The sequence below is a fragment of the Chania multitudinisentens RB-25 genome, from assembly GCF_000520015.2.
GTDB lineage: Bacteria > Pseudomonadota > Gammaproteobacteria > Enterobacterales > Enterobacteriaceae > Chania > Chania multitudinisentens.
This window is the reverse complement of the sequence record NZ_CP007044.2, coordinates 4,878,647-4,900,906: the sequence shown is the minus strand read 5'-3', so window position 1 is coordinate 4,900,906 and position 22,260 is coordinate 4,878,647. Positions and strand designations below refer to the sequence as shown.

Genomic DNA, 22,260 nt, shown 5'->3' with positions numbered 1-22,260 from the left:
AACATATCTAAAATTGGTAAATAAAGGTAACAGTTATGAAATTAAAGCAGTTAGCGGCAGTAATGCCTTTGATGTTTATTGGCCACACGTATGCCCATTCACTGTGGGTAAATGCGTTACCTACCGCGGAGAATCACGGTATGGTCGAAATTGGCTATGGCGATGAGTTTCCAACCGCAGAAGCTATCCCTGCCGATCGCCTGCATATCTTCGCCCCAGCGCATTTAGTGGGTGAAAATGGTGATCTGGCATTGCAACCCGGTAAAGAAAATTATCAATTCGTGACAGAAAAACCTGTAACAAAAGGGAGCTATGCTGCGATTGCGATTTATAAACCGACCTATTGGTCAAAGAATAACGCTGGTTGGAAACAGCAGACTAAAGTGGAAATGCCGGATGCGTTGTACTGTGAGCAGGCTTCTATGTTTGGTAAAAGCATTCTGAATGTGGATGGGGCAACCGATACCGCCGTTATCAGCCAACCGCAGGGGCTGAAACTGGAAATTATTCCATTGGCTAACCCGGCAACGATCAAACCAGGGCAGCCATTACCGATACAGGTGTGGTATGACGGTAAACCACTTAAGAAAGCCGCAGTAACCGCTACCTTTGCTGGTTTTGGCGATCGGCATGAACAACATGGGCACGCTCACAGTCATGCAAAAGCTTTTTTGAATCATACTGATAGCAAGGGTAAAGTGAATGTGTATCCGTTGAAAGCCGGTTATTGGGTGGTGGAAACCGAACACAAGCTGCCCTACGCAGATACGGCAAAGTGTGATGAATCGGTATTGGCTTCAACGTTGACTTTTACTATCAGCGAATAATGGGTTTTACCGGCAGGCGGTGCAAGCTTGCCGGTAAAAGATTAATCGCTGAAATCATACATATTAGGGATCAGGACTAACTGTGCTGCGACTTCCGCGGCCTTGGCTTTGCCTAAAAGTAAATCGATCAGCTTCAGAGCAAATTCCATCGAGGTACCCGGTCCCTGGCTGGTGAGTAGGTTGACGCGTGCATCATAGGCGACGCGTCTTTCCAGCCACTGCTCCTGTGGGATCAGTGCTTTCAGGCTGGGAAAGCCGGTCATGTTCCCCACCGGAAACAGTTTGTGATGCTGCAACACCAGCGCAGGGGCGGCGCAGATGGCAGCAACGATTTTACCTTGCAGATGCATCTGGCGGACTTTTTCTACCAACAGTGGGCTATCGCGGAAGCATTCTGCTCCCTTCAGCCCACCAGGGAGGACAATGGCGTCGAACGGTTCGTCAACGATCGCCACCAGCGGGGCGTCAGCCAGCAGCTTTACGCCGCGTGAGCAGATGATGGTCAGGTTGCCATCACTGGCTACGCTGGCGGTGGTGACGCTGGCCCCGGCACGCACCAGCAGATCGATAGTGGTAACGGCTTCTGTTTCTTCGCTACCAGGTGCTAGGCAAACCAACACCGACACGCTCATATTCATTTTCCTTTTGTTTAATCAATTCGAACAGGCGGGTATTTTCTGGCAGAGGAATGCCATGGCTACGGCCACGGCGCAGCAAATACCCGGTAATATAATCGATCTCGGTATGCCGTTGAGCTCGAATATCCTGTAGCATTGAGGAGACATTGTCCGCAGTAAGCTGAATGACCTGCATAACATAGGACATCAGCCCTTCACACGAAGTATGGTGGCCTTCCATTTCCATCACGCTGGCCACTTCGCGACAGAGGGTTTCTATCTGTTCCGGGTAACGCTGTAAATCACCATTGTGGCAGTTATACAGCACAGTTAATGGGTTGATCACACAATTGACCGCCAGTTTACGCCAACTGGCAGAAGCGATGTGGTTGTGCCAGGCAACGTCCGGGAGCGCTTGATGCAGCATTTCTGCCAGATGGCTGAGGTGCATGGCTTGCCGCGAAGCTGGGCCAATATGGGTAACGCCGTTAGCTACGTGAATGATAGTGTTGCCATCATGACGTGCGGCATGGGTCGTTGTCCCTTGCAGTATCGGTTGATTGTGCGCTGGCAGTTCGTCCTGAGTTCCCATGCCGTTGTGCAGTAACAATATGGCGCAGTGTGGATTTAGCTTGGGTAACAGTGCAGTGACTGCACCAGAAACTTGCCAGGCTTTTAGCGTTACCAGCAACAGTTCACTTTGTGCGAGGTGTTCAGGATCGTTGGTTGGCAAATTGCGGTTGAACGATGTGCCATCGGGCTCAATGATGTTCACTGCACAAAATGGTTGGGGAACCCGTAACCAGCCTTGTACATCATGCCCTTGCTGATAAAGCCGGGAAAGCCAAAGTTGTCCGAGCGCACCGCAACCAAGAATGGTTATTTTCATTCAATCTCCTTGGTGTCCGGGAATACCGCTGATCTCTCTGATTATAGGCATTTCTGTCGCTATACGTCTTGTTCAACGGTGGCATCGGGGTTTTGCCTGTGGTAGTAAAGAAGGTATTATGCATCGCATCGAAATCGCTTAGGCGCTCATTCAAAAGGAAGAAGTATGCCATCTTTCGACATTGTTTCCGAAATCGATATGCAGGAAGTTCGCAACGCGGTTGAGAATGCGACCCGCGATCTCAGTACGCGTTGGGATTTTCGTAACGTACCGGCCAGTTTTGAGCTGAACGAAAAAAATGAAAGCATCAAAGTGGCAAGTGAATCAGACTTCCAGGTGCAGCAACTGCTGGATATTCTGCGCGAGAAACTGAGCAAGCGCAGCATTGATGGTGGGGCTCTGGAAATCCCGGAAGAACTGACCCACAGTGGTAAAACCTACAGCGTTGAAGCCAAGCTCAAGCAAGGCATTGAAACTACGTTGGCGAAGAAAATTGTGAAGCTGATTAAAGACAGCAAGCTGAAAGTACAGGCACAGATTCAAGGGGATGAAGTGCGCGTCACCGGCAAAGCCCGTGACGATCTGCAAAGCGTGATGGCGTTAGTGCGTGGTGCCGATTTGGGGCAACCGTTTCAGTTTAAAAACTTCCGCGATTAAAAATATACAGGGCCGATCTTCCGGCCCTTTTCTTACAGCGCATTAACCAGCGCTTCTAACTGGCCGCGATTCGTCTGCTTGGTATCGACTTTCACATAGGCACTGCGTTCTTCGGGCACCACTACTGCTTCTGCTACGCCAGGCTGGGCCAGCAGGCGGCTTTGCAATGCCGAGTCTTTTACTGCTAATTCAGAGAGCGTAATACGCAAACTGCTGACGTATGGCGGTTCTTTCATGGTGCTACTGACCGCAAACCAGATTGCAGCAATCGCTGCACTGGCAATAAACACCAAGCCAGCCCCCTGTAAACCATACAGCCAACCGCCCAGGCTGCCACCGATGGCCACACCAATAAACTGGCTGGTGGAGTAAACCCCCATCGCTGTGCCTTTATAGCCAGCGGGTGATTCTTTGCTGATGAGCGAAGGCAGAATCGCTTCCATCACGTTGAATGCCATGAAAAACAGCTGAACACCGGCAATGATGCCCCAGAGATGTACTCCGGCAAACCACAATAACATTTCGGCACAAAACAGAACGGCTACGCAGCCCATAAATACCTGCTTCATGCGGCGGTATTTTTCAGCATAGATAATGAAAGGTACGACGGTAGCAAAGGAAATCAGCATAGTGGTCAGATAGACTTTCCAGTGCTCACTTGCCGCCAGCCCTGCCTTCTCCATAGCCAGTGGCAGAGCAACAAAGCTGGACATCAACAGGATATGCAGGCACATAATGCCGAAGTTGAGTTTCAGCAGGCGCGGGTTGTTCAGCACCTTACTGAAACTGCCGCGCACGATGCTCGATTCACGGTTCAGCACGTGATCATCGGCGGAAGGAACCACCGTCAGCGTAATGATGATGCCAGCCAAGGCCAGCACGGCGATCATCCAGAACAGCGCATGCAGGCCAAAGGCGTGGGTGACAATGGGGCCGAGCACCATCGCCATCGCAAAGGTAATACCAAAGCTGACACCGATAAACGCCATGGCTTTGGTGCGGTTTTGCTCACGGGTTAAATCGGACAGCAACGCCATCACTGCCGCTGCGATAGCCCCAGACCCCTGCAAAGCCCGGCCAAGAATAATACCCCAAATGGAATCACTAACAGCGGCGATCACGCTGCCAAGAGCAAAGATCAGCAAACCTCCGACAATCAGCGGTTTGCGCCCGATGCGATCCGAAATCAGCCCGAACGGGATCTGAAAAACGGCCTGCGCCAGGCCATAGATACCGATGGCGATACCAATCAATGCTTCACTGGCGCCATTCAGCACCATGCCATAGGTGGTGAGCACGGGCAGTACCATAAACATACCGAGCATACGCAGCGAAAAAACGGCTCCCAATCCCCAGGTTGCTCGGCGTTCTTGGGGCGTCATTGTATTGTCGTTCATTGTGACCTCAATATCCCCGTCGTCTTTCAAGCTGCATTATTGTCTACCTCTGTTCACGCTCAGTTCCAAGGTTAACTCACGAACCACAGCTTGAAAGCCATTAGGGTGTAGAACTTATTCCTTCAGGCTCAGGGAAAGTGAAAACCTGATGGAATAATGTCTAATAAGCCGCATCATTTTAGTGTGTGGGGCAGAAGGGGTAAATCGAATGTTGCTTAACAGATATCTCTTTTGCTTTTCAATCCGCAATTTGAAATTTATGGGGTATCTTTATCGTTCAATGGCTTTTCTGCGAGACAAATAAAATGGGCCGCTGAGCGGCCCATTCACAGATAACCGCATGAGTTTACCAGACGTGGGTTAACAGAACTTCTGGTGAAGTACTGGCACTAAAGTCGATAGACATCATCACGCTCAACGAAGTAATAGCAACAATTGAGAACACAAACAGTTTGCGTGCCCAAACGCTGTCATTTTCAGTTTTGTAACCGCGTAATGCCATCCCTAACCACCATACGCTTACCGCAGCAGCAACGATCAGGTATTTATAGCCCGCATAACCGCTCAACGTCAGCATCAACGTCGCAATCATAAACGCGAGAATATAGACCGTGATATGGTTTTTGGCGACGGAAATACCTTTCACCACGGGAAGAACGGGAATGTTAGCGGCTTGGTAATCTTTAAAGCGGAAGATAGCGATCGCATAAGAATGCGGCATCTGCCACAGGCTAAAGATAGCCAGCAGGATCAACGCCCCAGTGTCAAACTCATTGGTGACGGCGCAGTAACCGATTACCGGCGGCGCAGCGCCCGACAGGCTGCCGATCAACGTGCCGTATACCGAATGACGTTTCATGTACAGGCTGTAAACGCCGACATAAACCACGAAGCCCATCACCGCCAGCCACATGGCCAGCGGATTAGCAGCGATATACAGCAGTGCAAAGCCAACAACACCTAAAACGGTAGCGTAAACCAGGGTGACACTCGGCGCGATCAGGCCTTTTACCAGCACCCGATTCTTCGTTCTCTCCATTTTCTTGTCGATGTCGCGGTCAATGTAATTGTTAAATACACAACCAGAGGCGACCACCAACGAGACACCCAACAGGGTGGCGAGAAACAGGGGATAGTCGATGCTTCCTTTGGAAGCAAGCAGGAATCCCCCAACGACAGAAATTAAATTGCCGAAAATAATTCCTGGTTTAGTGACTTGCAGGTATTGCTTAATCATCACGTACGGCTCGGCTCTTAATCGACCATCATATTGATGTTGAGGTTGTACATAATCCAGAGTGAACCCACAACAACGATACCGATGATCATAGTGGTGAACAGCAATGCCACCAGGTTCCAGCGTTCTTCTGATGATGTGTTCATGTGCAGGAAGTAAACCAGGTGAACGATCACCTGGATAACTGCCATACCGACGACCACCGCCAGAATAGTGGCGTGGGATGCAGTACCGCTCATCACCATCGCAAATGGAATGACCGTGAGAATGATCGACAGAATAAAGCCGGTCAGGTATGACTTCACGCTGCCGTGGCTTGCGCCACCGTGAGAGGTTTCGGATGAATGGCTCATTACATAACCCCCAACAGGTAGACAACGGTAAACAGACAAATCCAGACCACATCCAAGAAGTGCCAGAACAGGCTCAGACACATCAGACGGGTTTTATTGGTTGGATTCAGGCCGCGTTTGCTCACTTGAATCATCAGAACGACCAGCCAGATCAGACCTGCACTGACGTGAATACCGTGTGTGCCTACCAAAGCAAAATAGCTGGACAGGAACGCACTGCGGTCAGGGCCGAAGCCTTCGCTGATCAGAAGATGGAATTCATAAACTTCAATCGCTACGAAGCCAAAGCCAAACAGGAACGTCAGCATCAACCAGCGGTTGACGCTGCTTGCATGGCCTTTGTTCATGCCGATCATCGCCATTCCATAGGTGATGGAGCTGAACAACAGCAGGAACGTTTCAACCAGAACTAACTTCAGGTCAAAAATATCCTTGCCTGAGGGACCGCCCGCGGTCCCATTCACCAAGACGGCATAAGTTGCGAACAAGCTCGCAAACAAAATACAGTCGCTCATCAGGTAGATCCAGAATCCGAAGACTTTGGTTTCCCCTGCATCGTGGTGCCCATGCTCTGCATGGGCTGTATTATGCTGAGTCAGGATATCAGTTGACATGTTTCACGCCTGCTTTGCTGATTTGTTCATAACGTTGGTTTTCAATGCGCTCGATTTCATCAACCTGCACATAGTAATCAACATCTTCATCGAAGCTCTTGGCAATCCAGACAACGATCATGCCGACAAAGCCTGCAATCGCCATCCACCAGATTTCCCAGATCATCGCGAAGCCAAATACCAAACTGAAGGCAGAGATAATGACACCTGCACCAGTATTCTTCGGCATATGAATCGGAGCGTATTGAGCTGGTTTCTTGTATGCCTCGCCTTTTTCTTTCATGTCCCAGAAAGCGTCACGATCATGAATTTCTGGTACAACAGCGAAGTTGTAGAACGGAGGAGGGGAAGATGTTGACCACTCCAGAGTACGGGCACCCCATGGGTCGCCGGTCAGATCACGGTTTTGCTCACGATCGCGGATACTGACGAAGATCTGAATCAACTGGCACAGAATACCGCAGGCGATCAGAACGGCACCACCGGCAGCAACCAGCAACATCAGGTGGAATTCTGGGTTGATATCCTGGCTAAGACGGCGTGTCATCCCCATAAAGCCCAAGACATACAGCGGCATAAAGGCAATGAAGAAACCGATGATCCAGAACCAGAATGCGCGGATACCCCAGGTTTCATTCAGGCGGAAACCGAACGATTTAGGGAACCAGTAAGTCAGACCTGCAAAGCAACCAAACACCACACCACCAATAATCACGTTATGGAAATGGGCTATCAGGAACAGGCTGTTGTGCAGGACGAAGTTAGCACCGGGTACTGCCAGCAGAACACCGGTCATCCCACCGACGGAGAAGGTGATGATGAAGCCAACGGTCCACAGCATCGCAGAGTTAAACTGGATGCGGCCTTGATACATGGTAAACAGCCAGTTGAAGATTTTCACCCCGGTTGGGATGGAAATAATCATAGTGGCGATACCAAAGAAAGCGTTGACGTTCGCGCCGGAGCCCATGGTAAAGAAGTGGTGCAGCCAGACGATGAACGACAGAATGGTAATTGCAATCGTTGCCCATACCAGTGAGGTATAGCCAAACAGGCGTTTCTTCGAGAAGGTGGCTGTTACTTCGGAGAACACACCGAATACTGGCAGAACCAGGATATACACCTCTGGGTGGCCCCAGGCCCAAATCAGGTTGATGTACATCATCATGTTGCCGCCCATATCATTGGTAAAGAAATGGGTACCCAGATAACGATCCAGGGTCAGCAACGCGATGCTTACGGTCAGAATTGGGAACGAAACAATGATCAGTACGTTGGTGCACAACGCTGCCCAGGTGAATACTGGCATCTTCATCATAGGCATGCCAGGGGCGCGCATCTTCAGAATCGTGGCGAAGAAGTTGACACCGGTCAACAGCGTTCCCAGACCGGATATCTGCAGGCTCCAGATCCAGTAATCGACTCCCACTCCAGGGCTGTATTCTTTACCTGAAAGCGGTGGATACGCCAACCAACCCGTCTGTGCAAACTCACCCACCCCCAGAGAGATGTTGATCAGAACGACACCGACCACGAAGAACCAGAAACTCAGCGAGTTCAGGAACGGGAAGGCAACGTCACGCGCACCAATCTGCAACGGCACGACAACGTTCATCAGGCCGACCACAAAAGGCATTGCCATGAAGAAGATCATGATAACGCCGTGGGCGGTAAAGATCTGGTCGTAGTGGTGGGGCGGCAGGAACCCGGCTTCACCAGCAGACGCAAGAGCTTGCTGGCTACGCATCATGATGGCATCAGCAAAACCACGCAGTAGCATAACGATAGCCACGATGATATACATGATACCGATTTTTTTATGGTCGACAGAGGTCAGCCATTCACTCCACAGCCATTTCCATTTGCCTAAATAGGTTATCAGCGCCAGCAATGCCAGGCCGCCAATAATGATTGCGGCAACGGTGACCATGACGATCGGTTCATGAAACGGAACCGCATCAAGTGTTAATTTTCCCAACATCAGATTATTCCTCGGCTCCGGTGTGAGCATGTTCGCTCTGGCTCATATCCATGCCTGCATGCGCAGTTGCGCCGTGCGGCATGTGCATATCACCCATGAATTTGGCAATAGTCTCTTTGAACAAATTCGGTTTGACACTGGAGAAGTATGCAACCGGGTTGTTTTCACTCGGTTCTGCCAGTTTGTTAAAATCGCTGATGGTGTTAAGGGTATTAGGCGATGCCTTCACCTTGGCTACCCACTGATCAAAGTCACCTTCGGTTGGAGTAACAATGGCAGTGAATTTCATACCGGAGAACCCCTGACCACTGTAACTACTGGAAATACCTTTGTATTGGCCAGCCTCGTTACCGATCAGGTGAAGTTTGGTCTGCATTCCGGCCATCGCATAAATCTGCCCGCCTAGCTGGGGAATGAAGAACGAGTTCATTACCGAATTAGACGTGATTTTGAATTCGACAGGAACATCCTTCGGGAAGGCAAGTTCATTGACGGTGGCGATACCTTGCTCCGGATAAATGAACAACCATTTCCAGTCCAACGATACCACTTCGATCGTCATCGGCTTCTTGTCAGTGACAATCGGCTTGTAAGGATCCAGTGCGTGGGTTGTTTTCCAGGTAATGGTGCCAAGAATGGCGATGATAATGATTGGAATGGTCCAGACAACCGCTTCAATCTTGTTGGAGTGTGACCAATTAGGTGTGTACTTAGCCTCTTTGTTGGAGGCTCGGAATTTCCAGGCAAAAGCGAATGCCATGAAAATAACCGGAATGACTACGATCAACATTAAACCGATTGCAGTAAGAATCAGTCTACGTTGTTCAACACCTATTGCACCTTTGGGATTCATTAAAACCATATCGCAGCCACTGAGCATTACCGTTGCTACAATTAAGGATAATATCCCAATACTTTTATTGTATTTCTTAAGTCTCATCTAACGACCCCAATTACAAAGGCTCTATTGTCGTTTCATGTGTGCGGGCATTTTACGGGAAGGTTGCAGTACTGTAAACATACTTAAGGAAGAGTCAGTGCCTTGTCGGCTCTTTCTGTTAAGGGTGTCACAGATGTAACGCCTGGTGACAATTTACCAATGACTACAATATGTTGGCGAGCTGAATCGAGCCGGGTAAGCAGTATGTTAAGGAAAACCAATGGCATGCTGGGTGATACCGATAAACTTTCCGATTTTAAATATGAGGGAAAAAGTTTATTTAATGTAAAATAATTGTTCTTTATGGGTAAATTTAATTTTATTTCCGAGTGTTTTACTCGGATAAAAAATAATTTTCGTGGCGGTATTATTTTTTCGACGAAATAAATTCATTTTTCTGATGTATTTTATCGGCTGATATTTAGTCAGCCGATAAAGATCAGGCTAATTGTGTGCGGCGGAGAGCAAGATAGTCCAGCAGGCTGCCGATCACAACGCCAACCAGGCTCAGCATTGCGCCGGTTTGCAGTATCAGAACGGCAAGATTTGGCCACTGGGTCCAGCCAATAGCATTGGTAATCAACAGGATAAGCCACAAGCCGAGCAGTGAACAACCGGCGAGTAACAACCGTAGCGCCCAATAATAAGTTTGGCGGAATTCGGTACGTGGCATGAAATTGCCGGTTTTCTGGGTGTATTCCAACGTTTGGCGGCAAATAATCAGCAACAGCAAGCCAGGTAAGGCTGCAACAATAGAAAATAGATAAAACAATGGCCAGCCGTGGGCTTCAACAAACCAGCCAGCAATCGGGCCTACGTAGACTCGCCCAACGGCGGAAAGCGCCGAGAGCAGGGCAAATTGAGTCGCTGAAAAGGATTTGTTGCATAGCGTCATCAGCAGGGCAACAAACGCTGCGGTACCCATGCCACCGCACAGGTTTTCCAAAAAGATGGCGCTGCCCATGGTGATGATGTTTTTATCGGTAACCGCCAATATCCAGTAACCGATATTGGACACCGCTTGCAGAATACCAAACCACATCAAAGCTCGAAACAACGTCAAACGTTGCATCAAGATGCCACCGAACAAAGCGCCAATGATGGTAGCAAACAACCCGAGCGTCTTGTTTATCAACCCGACTTCCCCGGCATCAAAACCTACGCCACGGATGAGAAAAGTGGTGCTCAGGCTGCCAGCAAAGGCATCGCCCAATTTGTACATCACAATCAACAAGAGGATCAGCCAGGCGTTATTACGTGCAAAGAAGTCTCGTAACGGCGCAGCTATCGCCTGCTCCATGGTACGTGGTGCGGGAATACTGTTATCCGGCTCAGGGGCCATCAGCGTGGCAACAATGCCGATTAGCATCAACCCGGCCATTAACCAGTAAGTTGCCTGCCAGCCTAAGTAACGATCTGCCAACCACAGGGCCAAGCCGCCGGAAACCAGCATTGCCAGCCGATAACCCAGAACTGACACAGCAGCACCCGCGCCGCGTTCCTCTGCCGCCAGCAGATCGGTTTTATAGGCATCAAAAACAATATCTTGTGAGGCAGAACAAAATGCCACTAACACGGCCAGCGCTGCCAGCCACCATAAATGCTGAGCCGGGTTCATCAACCCCATGGCAGCAATAGCGATCACCAACAATAACTGGCTGATTAATAGCCAACCACGCCGCCGCCCAAGAAATGAGGGCGTGTAGCGATCCATAAACGGTGACCACAGGAATTTGAAGACATAGGCCTGACCTACCAGCGAGAAGATCCCGATGGTTTTCAGATCGATATTTTCAACGGTCATCCAGGCTTGTAGTGTGCCGGAGGTCAATGCTAACGGTAACCCCGAGGCAAAGCCCAGCACCAATAGCATGATGGAGTTACGTTGGGTGAAGATACTCAGATACTGTTTTGGCATGAGATCCTTGTCTGCACTGCCTGGGAACTCAGGCAGCGCAAAGCACGTTACCCGCTATGTTTCAAGTTGCAGAACCGCTGACTTTATTACTCGGCCTTTTGAGGGCTTCGTAGCGTCACCGCCTTTCTGCAACTCGAATTATTTTAGGTAATAACTGATTAACGGGCGTTTTGCTTGATGAATTCGCTGACGCTGGTGTCTTGTGCCATATCGGCAATGACATCACCCAGCACGGTGTTAACCGCATTAGTGATTTTATCGTTGGTTGCGGTAAAGGCACCCTGAACGTTATAGGTAGAACGGTAGTTTTTTACCTGCTTATTGCCGTTCTTCGCTTGAGCGATGATGGAAATATCCGCTTTGGTCGTGATGTTGTAGCGCAGATTGCCTTCGGAGACGTCGGCAAACAGATTGTTCACCACAATTTGCAGTTCCACGGCACCGGCTGGGCCAATCATATAACCACGGGCGCCCATTTGTTTCTCAAGCACTTCCTGAAGCAAAAAACGTAGATCGCGTGAAGGGGTTAAGGTAATCAACTGGCCATCACGGTTCACCTTCGCTAAGGCCTGATCCCTGCGCTGGTCGGCACCATTGATACTGATGGTGATGCCTTGCAGAGTGGGGTCTTGCTGAGGCAAGACAATTTTGGGCGTGATGTTAAGCGTATTGGTGCTAGTGACACAACCGGCAAGCATCAATGCAGCCAGCAGTGGAAGACAAAGTTTTTTTAGCATATTACTGTCTCATCAATAATCGTGGTTAAGCTATGGAGTTAATAATAGATTGCCGACATCATAGCACTGCCGCGAGCAGGAGGAAGCGTTGAACGTAACCGAGTGATAAATTTTTACTCAGCATGGATAAAAGCAGGCTTTTTGGGCCAATTCAATCAGACAAACCTCAACAGGTCTATCAAGGGTTAGCGTTTTTATGCCCCGCAAAGTGGAGAAATTTACCCAGAGGAAGATTCTTGTGAGGGCAGAAACGGCTAATATTGAATTGAATGGGCATCATGATAGTCTGCCAGCGTTGTAAGGAGAACCTATGATTCGCGAGCAAATAGAAACAAAATTGAGGGCGGCATTTGGGCCCGCGCATCTGGAAGTGGTTGATGAAAGTTATCGCCATAATGTTCCAGCGGGTTCTGAAAGTCATTTTAAAGTGGTGATTGTCAGCGATCGTTTTGTTGGTGAGCGCTTTCTGACACGCCATCGTTCAATTTATGCCGTGGTGGCAGAAGAACTGGCGGATGGAGTTCATGCACTGGCGTTGCATACCTATACCCTTAAAGAATGGGAAGGGCTACAGGATACGGTGCCGGCTTCTCCTCCCTGTCGTGGGGCAGGGACGTTGGCATGATACCTAAAATTTACGGTATCAGTGGAACTGTAACCGTGATTTAAGGTATTACTACAGACGAATTTTGCAACGGCCTGCGGGCCGTTGCTGTTTTTGATGACGACTACAGCTGATGTGGAATGTAGCTATGATCGGGTTGGGTTCGCAGGTGTCTGGGCGAGAAATCGGTAAAAATGTGAGTTTTAACGTGCCAGTGCCGCCTTGTCATCCTCGACTCGCTACGCATGCGTCGCTATAATGTCGCGTCTTATTTTTCCAGAATGGTTTCGGGACGCTTCTGACATCAGGGAACTCGGTTCTATAATAGCCGTCCTGGTTCTTGGAACGGAGTTGACCGAGCACTGTGATTTTTTTGAGGTAACAAGATGCAAGTTTCAGTAGAAACCACTCAAGGCCTTGGGCGCCGTCTCTCTATTACTGTTCCCGCTGATGTTATCAATCAAGCGGTGAAGAAAGAACTGATCAACGCAGCGAAAAGCGTACGTATCGACGGTTTCCGTAAAGGCAAAGTGCCGATGAACATCGTTGAACAGCGTTATGGTGCTTCTGTTCGTCAGGATGTGCTGGGTGACTTGATGCAGCGCAACTTTGTTGACGCCATCATCAAAGAAAAAATTAACCCGGCTGGCGCACCAAAATACGTACCGGGCGAATATAAAGAAGGCGCAGATTTCGCTTTTGCGGTTGAGTTTGAAGTGTATCCCGAGGTCGAGTTGAAAGGCCTGGAGAACATCGAAGTTGAAAAACCGGTGGTTGATGTTAACGACGCTGATGTTGACACCATGCTGGATACCCTGCGTAAGCAGCAGGCAACCTGGAAAGACGCTGACCGGGCCGTTACCGCTGAAGATCGTGTGACCGTTGATTTCACGGGTTCTATTGATGGTGAAGAGTTCGACGGTGGTAAATCATCCGACTTCGTGCTGGCGATGGGCCAAGGCCGTATGATCCCTGGTTTCGAAGACGGGTTGGTAGGGCATAAAGCGGGTGAAGAATTCACCATCGACGTTAATTTCCCAGACGATTACCACGCAGAAAATCTGAAAGGTAAAGCGGCCAAATTCGCTATCGTGCTGAAAAAAGTTGAAGAGCGCGAACTGCCAGAATTGACGGAAGAATTCATCAAACGCTTCGGTGTGGCGGATGGTTCTGTTGAAGGCTTGCGTGCTGAAGTGCGTAAAAACATGGAGCGCGAGTTGAAAGGCGCCGTGCGTAACCGCATCAAGTCTCAGGCTATCGATGGCCTGGTCAGTGCTAACGAAATCGACGTGCCTGCTGCGCTGATCGACGGTGAGATCGACGTTCTGCGCCGTCAGGCTGCACAGCGTTTTGGCGGCAACGAGAAGCAAGCGCTGGAACTGCCGCGTGAACTGTTCGAAGAGCAGGCTAAACGCCGCGTTGTTGTCGGCCTGCTGTTGGGCGAAGTGATCAGCACCAACGAGCTGAAAGCTGACGAAGCCCGCGTTAAAACCCTGATCGAAGAAATGGCTTCCGCTTACGAAGATCCTAGCGAAGTTATTGAGTTCTACAGCAAGAACAAAGAGCTGATGAACAACATGCGTAACGTGGCACTGGAAGAACAAGCGGTTGAAGCTTTGTTGGAAAAAGCCAAAGTGTCTGAAAAAGCCACGACGTTCAGCGAACTGATGAACCAAAATCCACAGGCGTAATGCTGGTTGAATATCGTGGTGTAGCAGGTTGTGTCTGTGGCGCCACCCTCTGTGGTGGGAAGCCCGTAACTCAGGTTACGGGCTTTTCTTTTGCCACGTGACTGATTAATCTCAGGTTAACTGTGGCAATATGCACTATATTTATTTTGTGATGGGCTGCAAGGTGGCGTATAAAATTTGCCATCGTGACTTTGCCACACAGGGATGCCGATAAAAATCGTCCATCGGGCTTGAAATTCTGTCTGTGGCCCCCCAATTTTTACAACAGTATGGGCTGTTTTGATGATCACGCCGTCGGATTTATTGGCGTGGAGCCTGTGGATTGTTTGAACGTGGTCATGGTAAGCGTTCTAAAGTAGAATCGACAGGTAATGGCGCCAAGGCAATTTCTATTAGGAGACGGTAATGTCATACAGTGGCGAACGAGATCAATTTGCACCTAACATGGCACTGGTGCCAATGGTGGTAGAGCAGACTTCACGAGGGGAGCGTTCTTACGATATTTATTCCCGTCTGCTGAAAGAGCGTATTATTTTCCTGACCGGTCAGGTAGAAGACTATATGGCTAACCTGATCGTGGCGCAGATGTTGTTCCTCGAAGCAGAAAGCCCGGAAAAAGACATTTTCCTGTATATCAACTCACCGGGTGGCGTTATCACTGCGGGAATGTCAATTTATGACACTATGCAGTTTATCAAACCGGATGTCAGCACGATCTGTATGGGGCAGGCGTGCTCCATGGGGGCGTTCCTGCTGACTGCGGGAACTAAAGGTAAGCGTTTCTGCCTGCCAAATTCACGCGTGATGATTCACCAACCACTGGGGGGTTATCAAGGGCAGGCGACGGACATCGAAATCCATGCGCGCGAAATCCTCAAGGTGAAAGCACGTATGAATGAACTGATGGCACAGCATACTGGGCACTCGTTGGAGCAAATCGAACGTGACACCGAGCGCGATCGCTTTATGACCGCGGAAGAATCCGTAGAATACGGTCTGGTTGATGGCATTCTGACGCACCGCAGCTAGAACCTGGCGGCTGGTGAAGTATCTGCGTGAGCTGATAGACTATAGTATTCAGAGTGAGCAGTGCTCGCTCTGAATAGCATTATTGGTATCGGTGTTCCCGGTATAAGATATGGGCCTGTATTTGCCGCCGCGAATTCCTGCTGGATAAAGACTAAAAAGAGGTTTGACTGATGACAGATAAGCGCAAAGACGGTTCAGGAAAGTTGCTGTACTGCTCTTTCTGCGGCAAAAGCCAGCATGAAGTGCGTAAGCTGATTGCCGGGCCGTCAGTGTATATCTGCGATGAATGTGTTGACCTGTGTAACGACATTATTCGCGAAGAAATTAAAGAAGTTGCCCCGCATCGCGAGCGCAACTCATTGCCGACTCCGCACGAAATCCGCCACCATCTAGACGATTATGTTATCGGTCAAGAACAGGCGAAGAAAGTGTTGGCGGTGGCGGTGTACAACCATTATAAGCGCCTGCGCAATGGGGATAGCAGTAACGGTATTGAGTTGGGTAAAAGCAATATTTTGCTGATCGGCCCAACCGGTAGCGGTAAAACCCTGCTGGCAGAAACCCTGGCGCGCTTCCTGGATGTGCCTTTTACCATGGCCGATGCTACCACGTTGACCGAAGCCGGTTATGTGGGCGAGGACGTGGAAAATATCATTCAGAAGCTGTTGCAGAAATGTGATTATGACGTGCAGAAAGCCCAGCGTGGGATTGTTTATATCGATGAGATCGACAAAATTTCCCGCAAGTCAGACAACCCTTCCATCACCCGTGACGTATCTGGTGAAGGTGTGCAGCAGGCGTTACTGAAGCTGATTGAAGGGACTATTGCCGCGGTGCCGCCGCAGGGCGGGCGCAAACATCCGCAGCAGGAATTCCTACAGGTTGATACCTCCAAGATTCTGTTCATCTGTGGTGGCGCGTTTGCGGGGCTGGATAAAGTGATCGGCCAGCGAGTGAATACCGGTACTGGTATTGGCTTTGGCGCCACCGTTAAAGGTGAAGCCGAAAAAGCGACCGAAGGTGAACTATTGTTGCAGGCTGAACCTGAAGATTTGATCAAATTTGGTTTAATCCCAGAATTTATTGGTCGTCTGCCTGTGGTGGCTACGCTGAGCGAACTGAGTGAAGATGCACTGATTCAAATCTTGAAAGAGCCGAAAAATGCTCTGACCAAGCAATATCAGGCGTTGTTCAATTTAGAAGGTGTCGAACTGGAGTTTCGTGATGAAGCGCTGAATGCCATCGCCAAAAAAGCGATGACGCGCAAAACCGGAGCTCGTGGCCTGCGTTCGATCGTCGAAGGCGCGTTGCTGGATACCATGTACGACCTGCCGTCGCTGGAAAGTGTGGATAAAGTGGTGATTGATGAGTCGGTTATCTCCGGCCATTCCAAACCACTGCTGATTTACGGTAAACCGGAAGCACAGGCTTCTGGCGAATAATTAATCAGTTAATCTAGACGGTTAATAGCAAAATGGGGGATTTTATCCCCCATTTCTTTTTCCATACATTCTTGCCGTTGAATGTAAGAGATTCATCCCCATATACTCATAATCCAGATTTTGTGAAACGTTTAATGCTGGCGTCTCATGAGATTCCCCTCAACCTGGCGGAAATTAAACTAAGAGAGAGCTCTATGAACCCTGAGCGTTCCGAACGCATTGAAATCCCCGTTCTGCCATTGCGCGATGTGGTGGTTTATCCGCATATGGTGATCCCGTTATTTGTTGGTCGGGAAAAATCGATTCGGTGCCTCGAAGCCGCAATGGATCACGATAAAAAGATCATGCTGGTGGCACAGAAAGAGGCCTCAACGGATGAACCTGGCATTAACGATTTATTCTCTGTGGGGACCGTTGCGTCGATTTTGCAGATGCTGAAACTGCCAGATGGCACGGTGAAAGTGCTGGTCGAAGGCTTACAGCGCGCGCGTATCACTACGCTTTCCGACAGCGGTGAACACTTTGCTGCCAAAGCAGAATATCTTGAGTCACCTGCTATTGATGAGCGGGAGCAAGAAGTTCTGGTGCGCACGGCCATCAATCAGTTTGAAGGCTACATCAAACTGAACAAAAAAATCCCACCGGAGGTGCTGACCTCATTGAACAGCATCGACGATGCTGCACGTTTGGCGGATACCATTGCTGCGCATATGCCGTTGAAGCTCAGCGACAAGCAGTCGGTGTTGGAGATGTTCGATATCACCGAACGTCTTGAATACCTGATGGCGATGATGGAATCGGAAATCGATCTGTTACAGGTTGAGAAACGTATCCGTAACCGCGTCAAGAAACAGATGGAAAAGAGCCAGCGTGAGTACTATCTGAATGAGCAGATGAAGGCCATCCAGAAAGAATTAGGCGAGATGGACGATACGCCAGACGAGCATGAAGCGTTGAAGCGTAAGATCGAAGCGGCAAAAATGCCGAAAGAAGCCCGTGAGAAAACCGAAGCCGAGCTGCAAAAGCTGAAAATGATGTCGCCAATGTCAGCGGAAGCTACCGTTGTGCGTGGCTACATCGATTGGATGTTGCAGGTACCGTGGAATGCGCGCAGCAAGGTGAAAAAAGACCTGGTGAAGGCGCAGGAAGTGCTTGATACCGATCACTACGGCCTGGAGCGGGTTAAAGACCGTATCCTTGAATATCTTGCAGTGCAAAGCCGCGTCAGCAAAATAAAAGGCCCGATCCTGTGCCTGGTGGGGCCTCCGGGTGTGGGTAAAACCTCATTGGGGCAATCGATCGCCCGTGCTACCGGTCGCCAATATGTACGTATGGCGTTGGGTGGTGTGCGTGATGAAGCGGAAATCCGTGGGCATCGCCGGACTTACATCGGCTCTATGCCGGGTAAACTGATCCAGAAAATGGCCAAAGTCGGGGTGAAAAATCCGCTGTTCCTGCTGGATGAGATCGACAAAATGTCATCTGATATGCGTGGCGATCCGGCTTCTGCCCTCTTGGAAGTGTTAGACCCAGAGCAGAACGTGGCGTTCAACGATCACTACCTGGAAGTGGATTACGATCTGTCGGATGTGATGTTTGTTGCAACATCAAACTCGATGAATATTCCGGCACCTTTGCTGGACCGTATGGAAGTGATTCGTCTTTCTGGTTACACCGAAGATGAAAAACTGAACATCGCCAGAGAGCACCTGTTGCCGAAGCAGATCGAGCGTAATGCGCTGAAAAAAGGTGAATTGAAGGTCGATGACAGCGCCATTATCGGCATTATCCGCTATTACACCCGCGAGGCTGGGGTGCGTAGCCTGGAACGCGAACTTTCCAAGCTGTGCCGTAAAGCGGTGAAATCACTGCTGATGGACAAGAAGCTCAAGCATATTGAGATCAATGGCGACAATCTGAAAGATTATCTGGGCGTTCAGCGTGTCGATTATGGGCGTGCTGACACCGAAAACCGCGTAGGGCAGGTCACAGGGCTGGCATGGACGGAAGTGGGGGGCGATCTGCTGACCATTGAAACCGCCTGTGTGCCGGGTAAGGGCAAGCTGACTTATACCGGTTCTTTGGGGGAGGTGATGCAGGAGTCAATCCAGGCGGCGTTGACTGTGGTACGCGCGCGTGCCGAGAAATTGGGCATCAATGCTGATTTCTATGAAAAACGCGACATCCATGTGCATGTGCCGGAAGGTGCAACACCAAAAGACGGCCCAAGCGCGGGCATCGCCATGTGTACCGCCCTGGTTTCTTGCCTGACTGGCAACCCGGTGCGTGCCGATGTGGCGATGACCGGCGAGATCACGCTGCGTGGCCAGGTATTGCCGATCGGTGGCTTGAAAGAGAAACTGTTGGCGGCACACCGTGGTGGCATCAAAACTGTGCTGATTCCTTATGAGAACAAGCGCGATCTGGAAGAGATTCCAGATAACGTTATCGCTGATCTGGAGATTCATCCGGTGCAGAAAATTGATGAAGTTTTGAACATCGCATTACAAAATCCTGCCTTTGGTGCGCAGCCTGTCGCAGTAAAATAGTGACGGATCGCAAAAACCATTGAGAAAACTTATGCTGGCAAGCTATTTCGGGCTTGCCAGTATTTTTTTGTGCCGCTAAGTTAGATCCCTGTCGGGCCGAGTTTTGCTGCTGCTTGGTGGCTTGCCATGGCGCGACGGGATTGATATAACAGCTGCGCTGTCGTAACCGTAGGGATTTTCCGGTGCGACGTTTGAATTCTAGAGGGGATGATAGAGTGAATAAGTCACAACTGATCGACAAAATTGCCGCTGGTGCTGATATTTCCAAAGCGGCTGCAGGGCGTGCTTTAGATGCAATTATTGCATCTGTTACCGAATCCTTGAAAGAAGGGGATGATGTAGCTCTGGTTGGTTTCGGTTCTTTCACCGTGCGTGAGCGTTCAGCTCGTACCGGCCGTAACCCACAAACCGGTAAAGAGATCAAAATTGCGGCAGCCAAAGTTCCGGCCTTCCGTGCAGGTAAAGCATTGAAAGACGCGGTAAACTGATTACTGCACCCGTACTTGGCGTTGCAGGTAGGCAGCAAGTCATTTGGGTGAGCGTTCAAATCTGCCGGGAGCATATTTGAACGCTGCTTGCAGTGGCCCCGCAGGTGGGAGGGTTCATGGATGGGCTGGGTAATCCACAAGTACTCCTGCAACCTCAAGCAATACCGGTGATACTCGCACGAACTATTCAGAGTGAAAACGGTTAGGGTTACAAGGTTTTGTATTAAACAATCACCTGACGCAGCGGTGTTGGTGAGGTAAGATATAAGGCGCATCAGGTTGATGCGCTTTTTTTATTTTTGTTGCAGGGAACGCGCCTGCGCAAGGGTTTTTAATCCACATCACAGCGGAGTGTTGTCACACTATGATGGACAATTTACGCGCGGCTGCTAACAACATCGTGCTAAAAATCATCCTGGCCCTGATCATCTTGTCATTTATTTTGACAGGGGTGGGCGGTTATCTGACCGGCGGTTCTGGCGATTATGCGGCGAAAGTCAATGGCCAGGTGATTGAGCGCGCTCAACTGGAACAGGCTTTCCAGAGTGAACGCAGTCGTATGCAGCAGCAACTAGGTGACCAGTTTTCCGTCTTGGCGGGCAATGAAGGTTACATGCAGCAGATGCGCCAGCAGGTGTTGTCACAGCTGATCGATAGGGTTTTGCTTGACCAGTATGCTAAAAAATTAGGCCTGAACGTGAGTGACGATCAGGTGAAAGATGCCATCCGTAAGGAGGCTTACTTCCAGACTGACGGCCAGTTCGATAATGCCAAGTATCTCGATCTGATTACACGCATGGGTTACAGCGCGGATAATTACGCGCAGTCTATGCGCCAGCAACTGATTAATCAGCAAATGCTCCAAGGGTTTGGGGATTCTGGCTTTGTGCTGCCTTCTGAGTCTCAGGCCATGGCGGCCTTGATGTTGCAGGAACGGGATGTGCGTTTGGCAACGATCAACCTGCAAGCCTTGCAGGCCAAGCAAACGGTCTCCGATGATGAGCTGAAGGCGTATTACGAGCAGAACAAGAGCAGTTTCATTGCTCCAGAACAGGTGAAGGTGAGCTATATCGCGCTAGATGCGGCGGCTATGCAGGATAATGTGGCCGTCACCGAGGCGGATATCAGCGCTTATTACGATCAGCACCAGAGCAGCTATGGCCAGCCGGAGCGTAGAAATTATAGTGTGATTCAGCTGAAAACCGAGGCAGACGCTAATGCTGTTCTGGCAGAGCTGAAAAACGGTGCCGATTTTGCCACCTTGGCGCAAGAGAAATCCACCGATATTATCTCACGCCGTAACGGTGGTGAGTTGGGGTGGATGGAACCGGAAACCACCGCTGACGAACTGAAACAGGCTAACCTGACCGAAATAGGCCAAGTGTCTGGCGTAGTGAAATCTTCAGTGGGTTACCTGATCGTTCGTTTGAACGACATCAAACCCGCGCTGGTGAAGCCATTGAGTGAAGTGCATGAGGCTATTACCAAGACGGTGAAGCAAGAAAGAGCGGTTGACGCTTACTATGCCTTGCAACAAAAGGTGAGCGAAGCTGCTACCAGTGATAATGAATCCTTGGCCTCTGCGGAAGAAGCTGCGGGGATTAAAGCGGTGCAAACGGATTGGTTTACCCGTGACAATATCCCGGCAACCTTGGATTTCAAACCGGTTATACAGTCGATCTTTGACGGTTCCTTGATTGGTGAGAATGGCGCACCGGGTAGCAACTCTGATGTGATCACCGTAGACGGCGACCGCGCATTTGTTATCCGCGTGACCGGCCATCAGCCGGAAGGGATTGAGCCATTCGACAAAGTGAAAGACCGTGTTATTGAAATGGTGAAACGCAACAAAGCCGTGCAGGAAGCCAAATTGCAGGGTGAGAAACTGTTGGTTGCATTGAAACAAGGCAACGGTGATGAGGCGATGGCTGCCGCAGGCCTGAGCTTTGGCAGCGTGGAGAAAATGACGCGCGCTTCGGAAGACAGCCAACTGGTGGAGGCCGTATTCTCATTGCCTCATCCACAGGAAGGCAAACCCGTTTATGGCATGGCACAGGATCGTCAGGATAATGTAGTGCTGATCGCACTGGATATGGTCAGGCCAGGTACGTTGCCAGCGGATGAAATGAAAACCTTCATCAGCAAAATGGAAGAGAGTATGACGGGTATTGCTTTTGATGCACTGCTGTCAAATCTGCGTAAAGAAGCCAAAATCACTATGGGTGCCGCAGAGCAACAACCTCAATAAGCACCGCATTTCTTTGCAACAAAATGCAATATATCAAGGCCG

At 49.9% G+C, this 22,260-nt stretch carries 19 protein-coding genes; 9 read left to right on the top strand and 10 right to left on the bottom strand.

Annotation, left to right across the window (positions count from 1 at the left end; translation table 11 throughout):
• Nucleotides 1-35: 35 nt before the first annotated feature.
• A complete protein-coding gene (locus Z042_RS21815) occupies nucleotides 36-827 on the top strand; it encodes a DUF4198 domain-containing protein (RefSeq protein WP_024913867.1) in 792 nt (263 codons plus the stop codon).
• A gap of 41 nt (nucleotides 828-868) precedes the next feature.
• On the opposite strand, the gene yajL is transcribed toward Z042_RS21815, so the two are convergent.
• Together yajL and panE are read right to left on the bottom strand one after the other, a co-directional pair.
• The gene (gene yajL, locus Z042_RS21810) at nucleotides 869-1,459 is read right to left on the bottom strand and encodes a protein deglycase YajL (RefSeq protein ID WP_024913868.1); all 591 of its coding nucleotides are present in this window, start codon (nucleotides 1,457-1,459) and stop codon (nucleotides 869-871) included.
• Nucleotides 1,422-2,333: a 2-dehydropantoate 2-reductase gene (gene panE / locus Z042_RS21805; protein WP_024913869.1), complete on the bottom strand. Its 912-nt coding sequence runs from the start codon at nucleotides 2,331-2,333 to the stop codon at nucleotides 1,422-1,424. The genes yajL and panE overlap by 38 nt, the downstream gene beginning before the upstream one ends.
• A 165-nt stretch (nucleotides 2,334-2,498) precedes the next feature.
• On the opposite strand from panE, the gene Z042_RS21800 reads away from it, so the two are divergent.
• The gene (locus Z042_RS21800) at nucleotides 2,499-2,990 is read left to right on the top strand and encodes a YajQ family cyclic di-GMP-binding protein (protein WP_024913870.1); all 492 of its coding nucleotides are present in this window, start codon (nucleotides 2,499-2,501) and stop codon (nucleotides 2,988-2,990) included.
• A gap of 32 nt (nucleotides 2,991-3,022) precedes the next feature.
• On the opposite strand, the gene Z042_RS21795 is transcribed toward Z042_RS21800, so the two are convergent.
• From Z042_RS21795 to Z042_RS21760, 8 genes are all read right to left on the bottom strand, one after another.
• Nucleotides 3,023-4,387 carry an MFS transporter gene (locus tag Z042_RS21795; protein WP_024913871.1) on the bottom strand — a complete coding sequence of 455 codons (1,365 nt, stop codon included), beginning with the start codon at nucleotides 4,385-4,387 and terminating at the stop codon, nucleotides 3,023-3,025.
• A 346-nt stretch (nucleotides 4,388-4,733) separates the two neighbouring features.
• A complete protein-coding gene (cyoE, locus tag Z042_RS21790) occupies nucleotides 4,734-5,624 on the bottom strand; it encodes a heme o synthase (RefSeq protein WP_024913872.1) in 891 nt (296 codons plus the stop codon).
• 17 nt (nucleotides 5,625-5,641) lie between these two features.
• Complete coding sequence (locus tag Z042_RS21785) at nucleotides 5,642-5,977, bottom strand: cytochrome o ubiquinol oxidase subunit IV (RefSeq protein ID WP_024913873.1); 336 nt, start codon at nucleotides 5,975-5,977, stop codon at nucleotides 5,642-5,644.
• Nucleotides 5,977-6,591, bottom strand: a complete 615-nt coding sequence (locus Z042_RS21780; RefSeq protein WP_024913874.1) for a cytochrome o ubiquinol oxidase subunit III — start codon at nucleotides 6,589-6,591, stop codon at nucleotides 5,977-5,979. The genes Z042_RS21785 and Z042_RS21780 overlap by 1 nt, the downstream gene beginning before the upstream one ends.
• Complete coding sequence (gene cyoB / locus Z042_RS21775; RefSeq protein ID WP_024913875.1) at nucleotides 6,581-8,572, bottom strand: cytochrome o ubiquinol oxidase subunit I; 1,992 nt, start codon at nucleotides 8,570-8,572, stop codon at nucleotides 6,581-6,583. Before cyoB ends, Z042_RS21780 begins: the two co-directional genes overlap by 11 nt.
• Nucleotides 8,573-8,576: 4 nt before the next feature.
• Nucleotides 8,577-9,512, bottom strand: a complete 936-nt coding sequence (gene cyoA, locus Z042_RS21770) for a cytochrome o ubiquinol oxidase subunit II (RefSeq protein ID WP_024913876.1) — start codon at nucleotides 9,510-9,512, stop codon at nucleotides 8,577-8,579.
• A 439-nt stretch (nucleotides 9,513-9,951) separates the two neighbouring features.
• Nucleotides 9,952-11,430: a muropeptide MFS transporter AmpG gene (ampG, locus tag Z042_RS21765; protein ID WP_024913877.1), complete on the bottom strand. Its 1,479-nt coding sequence runs from the start codon at nucleotides 11,428-11,430 to the stop codon at nucleotides 9,952-9,954.
• 158 nt (nucleotides 11,431-11,588) lie between these two features.
• Entirely contained in the window at nucleotides 11,589-12,167 is a 579-nt protein-coding gene (locus Z042_RS21760) for a lipoprotein (RefSeq protein ID WP_024913878.1), read from the bottom strand.
• A gap of 310 nt (nucleotides 12,168-12,477) precedes the next feature.
• Between Z042_RS21760 and bolA the strand changes: the two genes are divergently transcribed.
• The 7 genes from bolA (at nucleotide 12,478) to ppiD (ending at nucleotide 22,218) form a co-directional block, all read left to right on the top strand.
• A complete protein-coding gene (gene bolA / locus Z042_RS21755) occupies nucleotides 12,478-12,792 on the top strand; it encodes a transcriptional regulator BolA (RefSeq protein WP_024913879.1) in 315 nt (104 codons plus the stop codon).
• 365 nt (nucleotides 12,793-13,157) lie between these two features.
• Nucleotides 13,158-14,462, top strand: a complete 1,305-nt coding sequence (gene tig, locus Z042_RS21750) for a trigger factor (protein WP_024913880.1) — start codon at nucleotides 13,158-13,160, stop codon at nucleotides 14,460-14,462.
• A 405-nt stretch (nucleotides 14,463-14,867) separates the two neighbouring features.
• On the top strand, nucleotides 14,868-15,491 hold the full coding sequence (gene clpP, locus Z042_RS21745; protein ID WP_024913881.1) for an ATP-dependent Clp endopeptidase proteolytic subunit ClpP: 624 nt from the start codon (nucleotides 14,868-14,870) through the stop codon (nucleotides 15,489-15,491).
• 170 nt (nucleotides 15,492-15,661) lie between these two features.
• The gene (gene clpX, locus Z042_RS21740) at nucleotides 15,662-16,933 is read left to right on the top strand and encodes an ATP-dependent protease ATP-binding subunit ClpX (RefSeq protein ID WP_024913882.1); all 1,272 of its coding nucleotides are present in this window, start codon (nucleotides 15,662-15,664) and stop codon (nucleotides 16,931-16,933) included.
• 194 nt (nucleotides 16,934-17,127) lie between these two features.
• On the top strand, nucleotides 17,128-19,482 hold the full coding sequence (lon, locus tag Z042_RS21735; RefSeq protein ID WP_024913883.1) for an endopeptidase La: 2,355 nt from the start codon (nucleotides 17,128-17,130) through the stop codon (nucleotides 19,480-19,482).
• 215 nt (nucleotides 19,483-19,697) lie between these two features.
• On the top strand, nucleotides 19,698-19,970 hold the full coding sequence (gene hupB, locus Z042_RS21730) for a nucleoid-associated protein HU-beta (protein WP_024913884.1): 273 nt from the start codon (nucleotides 19,698-19,700) through the stop codon (nucleotides 19,968-19,970).
• Nucleotides 19,971-20,334: 364 nt separating this feature from the next.
• Entirely contained in the window at nucleotides 20,335-22,218 is a 1,884-nt protein-coding gene (gene ppiD / locus Z042_RS21725; RefSeq protein WP_024913885.1) for a peptidylprolyl isomerase, read from the top strand.
• Nucleotides 22,219-22,260: the final 42 nt, after the last annotated feature.

Coding starts and splice junctions, on each gene's coding strand:
- Z042_RS21815 (WP_024913867.1), top strand. CDS start 36: ATGAAATTAAAGCAGTTAGCGGCAGTAATGCCTTTGATGTTTATTGGC.
- yajL (WP_024913868.1), bottom strand. CDS start 1,459: ATGAGCGTGTCGGTGTTGGTTTGCCTAGCACCTGGTAGCGAAGAAACA.
- panE (WP_024913869.1), bottom strand. CDS start 2,333: ATGAAAATAACCATTCTTGGTTGCGGTGCGCTCGGACAACTTTGGCTT.
- Z042_RS21800 (WP_024913870.1), top strand. CDS start 2,499: ATGCCATCTTTCGACATTGTTTCCGAAATCGATATGCAGGAAGTTCGC.
- Z042_RS21795 (WP_024913871.1), bottom strand. CDS start 4,387: ATGAACGACAATACAATGACGCCCCAAGAACGCCGAGCAACCTGGGGA.
- cyoE (WP_024913872.1), bottom strand. CDS start 5,624: ATGATTAAGCAATACCTGCAAGTCACTAAACCAGGAATTATTTTCGGC.
- Z042_RS21785 (WP_024913873.1), bottom strand. CDS start 5,977: ATGAGCCATTCATCCGAAACCTCTCACGGTGGCGCAAGCCACGGCAGC.
- Z042_RS21780 (WP_024913874.1), bottom strand. CDS start 6,591: ATGTCAACTGATATCCTGACTCAGCATAATACAGCCCATGCAGAGCAT.
- cyoB (WP_024913875.1), bottom strand. CDS start 8,572: ATGTTGGGAAAATTAACACTTGATGCGGTTCCGTTTCATGAACCGATC.
- cyoA (WP_024913876.1), bottom strand. CDS start 9,512: ATGAGACTTAAGAAATACAATAAAAGTATTGGGATATTATCCTTAATT.
- ampG (WP_024913877.1), bottom strand. CDS start 11,430: ATGCCAAAACAGTATCTGAGTATCTTCACCCAACGTAACTCCATCATG.
- Z042_RS21760 (WP_024913878.1), bottom strand. CDS start 12,167: ATGCTAAAAAAACTTTGTCTTCCACTGCTGGCTGCATTGATGCTTGCC.
- bolA (WP_024913879.1), top strand. CDS start 12,478: ATGATTCGCGAGCAAATAGAAACAAAATTGAGGGCGGCATTTGGGCCC.
- tig (WP_024913880.1), top strand. CDS start 13,158: ATGCAAGTTTCAGTAGAAACCACTCAAGGCCTTGGGCGCCGTCTCTCT.
- clpP (WP_024913881.1), top strand. CDS start 14,868: ATGTCATACAGTGGCGAACGAGATCAATTTGCACCTAACATGGCACTG.
- clpX (WP_024913882.1), top strand. CDS start 15,662: ATGACAGATAAGCGCAAAGACGGTTCAGGAAAGTTGCTGTACTGCTCT.
- lon (WP_024913883.1), top strand. CDS start 17,128: ATGAACCCTGAGCGTTCCGAACGCATTGAAATCCCCGTTCTGCCATTG.
- ppiD (WP_024913885.1), top strand. CDS start 20,335: ATGATGGACAATTTACGCGCGGCTGCTAACAACATCGTGCTAAAAATC.